This window comes from Silvanigrella sp., from assembly GCF_044369315.1.
Lineage (GTDB): Bacteria > Bdellovibrionota_B > Oligoflexia > Silvanigrellales > Silvanigrellaceae > Silvanigrella.
On the sequence record NZ_JBIPMD010000323.1, the window covers coordinates 1 to 3,004 of the forward strand.

The following is a 3,004-nucleotide window of genomic DNA, read 5'->3' on the forward strand; positions in this document are numbered from 1 at the left end:
AAACGGTAAATGAGTTTGTTATTGATCTTAAGTTTAAAGATACAGTTAAATATGTAGATTTTAATTCACCTGATCATGAACCAAAATATCTAAGATTATGGGAGGAAACTCCTTTTATTAAGGCTGATGAGAAAGTAGATTCTAAAATAATATTTGAGAAAATATTAGAAATATCTATGAATGATAATGCTAGTATTATTCATATTGATACTCATAAATACAACTCAATTCTGAGGGCTTCTTATAGAAAAAATAGAACTGAAGGAAGTAAAAGAAAAGATCATCTTACTGAAATAGATTTTGAGAATCTCAGTGATAGAACTGATTTAATAACATATGCAAAAAATAATTTTGAATTAAAAATGGTTGATGGAATTGATATAGCTTTTGAAGCAAATTTCAAATTTAAGGAAAAAAGTCTCTCATTATTTTTAATAAAACACGCTGAAGGTTATTCATTAACCATTGAAAGATTAGAATGTTGATAATAAACAGAATATATTACTAAAAATAATTATAATTTAACTAAATAAAAAAATCCTTATTTTAATTTTTCTGCTAGGTCAAAATTCTCTATCTTTTCAATTCTATTGCTACGGATTCCTCTTTTTAAAAATCCAGTTACTTTAACATATGCACCAGTTCTATAAGCTTCAATGGCAATTTCATGCTGTTCAGAATTCAATATTACTTTTGCAAATAGAATTTCATCATCATGAATAAACTTGATTGTTACATCTCCTGATCTTTTATTATCATCACCTATTTGTCCATCCAAATTTTCAACTGTCCCATATATAGCATGGTTTTGAGATGGTGGAGTAGGACGAAGTTTTGCTTCTAGGCGTTCAATTTGTGGGATGAGATCAGGTTTTAAAGTAATGGGTTTTAAAATGCTTTTATCTGTCTGTTCTAAATTGAGTGCCCAAAATGCTGAAAATTCAACTTCATCTTCTAAAATTATGTTACGAATCGCACTACAAAAGTTTGAGCTTAAAGTTTCGGGAATATCATTTTCATCATTATCATTAGAAGCCAGTTCTTTAATATCTTTTAATGATTTTATAAATCCACTCATGACTCTGCGGACAAAAGGATTTTCTTTTGATGATCCTGCTATTGAAATATCATCTACAGCATATATGGGGCAAGAAACTTTTATAATAAAACTGCCTTTTTCGGTTTGTTCCATCTTGCAAGCGTCCATGAGTTCATTTGCTTCTGATCTTCTGAGTTTTGCATGATGCTTTTGTGGAGAAAGAAGACTACAAGCAGAAGCAATAATAGCTTTTTTTGTTGATTCCATGGTCTGCAAAGCTTTAGAAAATGAAATTTTATAATCATCCTTTGTTTTTAGTCTTAAACGGATGATGTCTGAGTTTGCAGAACGCCAATCATTTATTATTTGTTCAAAAGGTCTCTTTTCAATAATAGATAATTTTTCAGCAAGTCTCGTTAAAAGCTCTGGATAATCATCAAATTCTGTTTTTGTTGGAATTTGCAACTGCCTATTTTCATAACTGCTATTATTATAAAGATTTAAACTACTATCAATAAGTTTGTTTTCTAATTTCCAACCATGTTGCGTTACGTAAGCAATGATGTCTTTTGGATAAATGCCGGTGACTTGTTCATAATTGTTCATAATTGATTTTTTCCTCTTTTGAAATTTTGATCATTAAATCATTTAAACTTGTTACGGTAAGTAGATTACTTGTAGGAAAATATATTGTTTGTCTTGTGGCATTTTCACTTTCAAGAGCACCATATAAGCTTACCCAGTAAGCCGCATTTTTTAAAATGAGTTGTTTACTTGAAATGGAGAGCCACTCTTCTTTATTTTCTGGCAACATTAATAAGATGACAATTTTGGGGTTTGCATTATTTTTTGATCTTAATTTATCATATTGTTTGATCCCACGGAAACTATACTCTATTTTATCCTGTTGTGTTTTAAGCTGTTTCATCGTTGCTTTGAGTTGAATGTCCACAGAAAAATCATATAATTTTGATTCGGGATCAAGTTTAGAACCCGTTCTTAATGTAACATCAATTCCAAGATTATCTTCTAACCTCGTAGGAAGAGAACAGGTAAATCCTGCTGCTGAAGCTACAGCATGTAAATATGCATAGCTCAATTCAGATTCGATATCTTTAGGGTTTATTGTCATTATTTCTTATCTTTCATCCTTAAAATCAAAATAAATTGGGTGTAACCATGTCAATAAAAGTATTTAAATCTTTTTTGTTTTTTAAATTAAACGTAACTTGGCTTTCCCCAGCTTCATTAAATGCGACACGACAGTGAAATCCAAGAGCTTCTTTAATTTGTTTTTCTGCTGTCATTGCTTCCACAATGTCTCTTGTAACACTCATATTTGGAGGTGTTTTATCTTCAATTAAGGGAACAGGATTTTTTTTCTGTTTCTTTTTTTGCAATGGTGAAGACTTTTTAGGAAATTTGGGTTTGCTCCCAACACCTTCTTTTACCATGCGAAGAATTTCCGAGCGTAGCAATTCAAATGAATTTTTTTCGCATTGAGCACGTTTTGAAGCAAATCCATTGATTAAAGTACCACGAGTAAACACTTCAGGATTTTGTTTTATAATTGCTTTTAAATCCTCTGGAATACGTGCAAGCCAGATGGCACGGCTTACGACTTGCGAGTTCACATTATATTTTGTAGCAATACTTTGGACAGGACTCCCAGAGAGAAGCTCCCTTCTCCAAACGATCCCTTTCTCCATAATTTGAACACCTGCACAACCCTTCATCTTTACCCTCCCTAGAATTAAGATGGAACCAGCAAAATTATTTGGTGCTTACAAACATTCGAGCAACAATAAATGGTGTATTTGTCAGCCACTTTGGAAAAATCCCGAAAATTCGAGTCTGCTAAAAGTCTTTTTCCCCTTTCATCATACAAAAAACCTATGGTATTACAAGAAAAGTATAAATTTTCTTTTTGAACTTTCCTTCTTCCTATGGTTTTTTCTTTCCAAT

General features: G+C 31.4%; 5 protein-coding genes. 1 reads left to right on the top strand and 4 read right to left on the bottom strand.

Features of this window, described 5'->3' with window-relative positions:
* Window positions 1-485 (top strand): hypothetical protein (locus ACIQ56_RS16235; RefSeq protein ID WP_397602082.1); only part of this gene is annotated, 485 nt, incomplete at its 5' end.
* Between the two features lie 56 nt (window positions 486-541).
* On the opposite strand, the gene ACIQ56_RS16240 is transcribed toward ACIQ56_RS16235, so the two are convergent.
* From ACIQ56_RS16240 to ACIQ56_RS16255, 4 genes are all read right to left on the bottom strand, one after another.
* Window positions 542-1,645, bottom strand: a complete 1,104-nt coding sequence (locus tag ACIQ56_RS16240; RefSeq protein ID WP_397602083.1) for a hypothetical protein — start codon at window positions 1,643-1,645, stop codon at window positions 542-544.
* Window positions 1,632-2,171, bottom strand: a complete 540-nt coding sequence (locus tag ACIQ56_RS16245) for a DUF4365 domain-containing protein (protein ID WP_397602084.1) — start codon at window positions 2,169-2,171, stop codon at window positions 1,632-1,634. Before ACIQ56_RS16245 ends, ACIQ56_RS16240 begins: the two co-directional genes overlap by 14 nt.
* A 25-nt stretch (window positions 2,172-2,196) precedes the next feature.
* Window positions 2,197-2,775: a hypothetical protein gene (locus tag ACIQ56_RS16250; protein ID WP_397602085.1), complete on the bottom strand. Its 579-nt coding sequence runs from the start codon at window positions 2,773-2,775 to the stop codon at window positions 2,197-2,199.
* Between the two features lie 17 nt (window positions 2,776-2,792).
* Window positions 2,793-3,004, bottom strand: a 212-nt coding sequence (locus ACIQ56_RS16255; RefSeq protein WP_397602086.1) for a hypothetical protein, incomplete at its 5' end; no start/stop codon positions are given.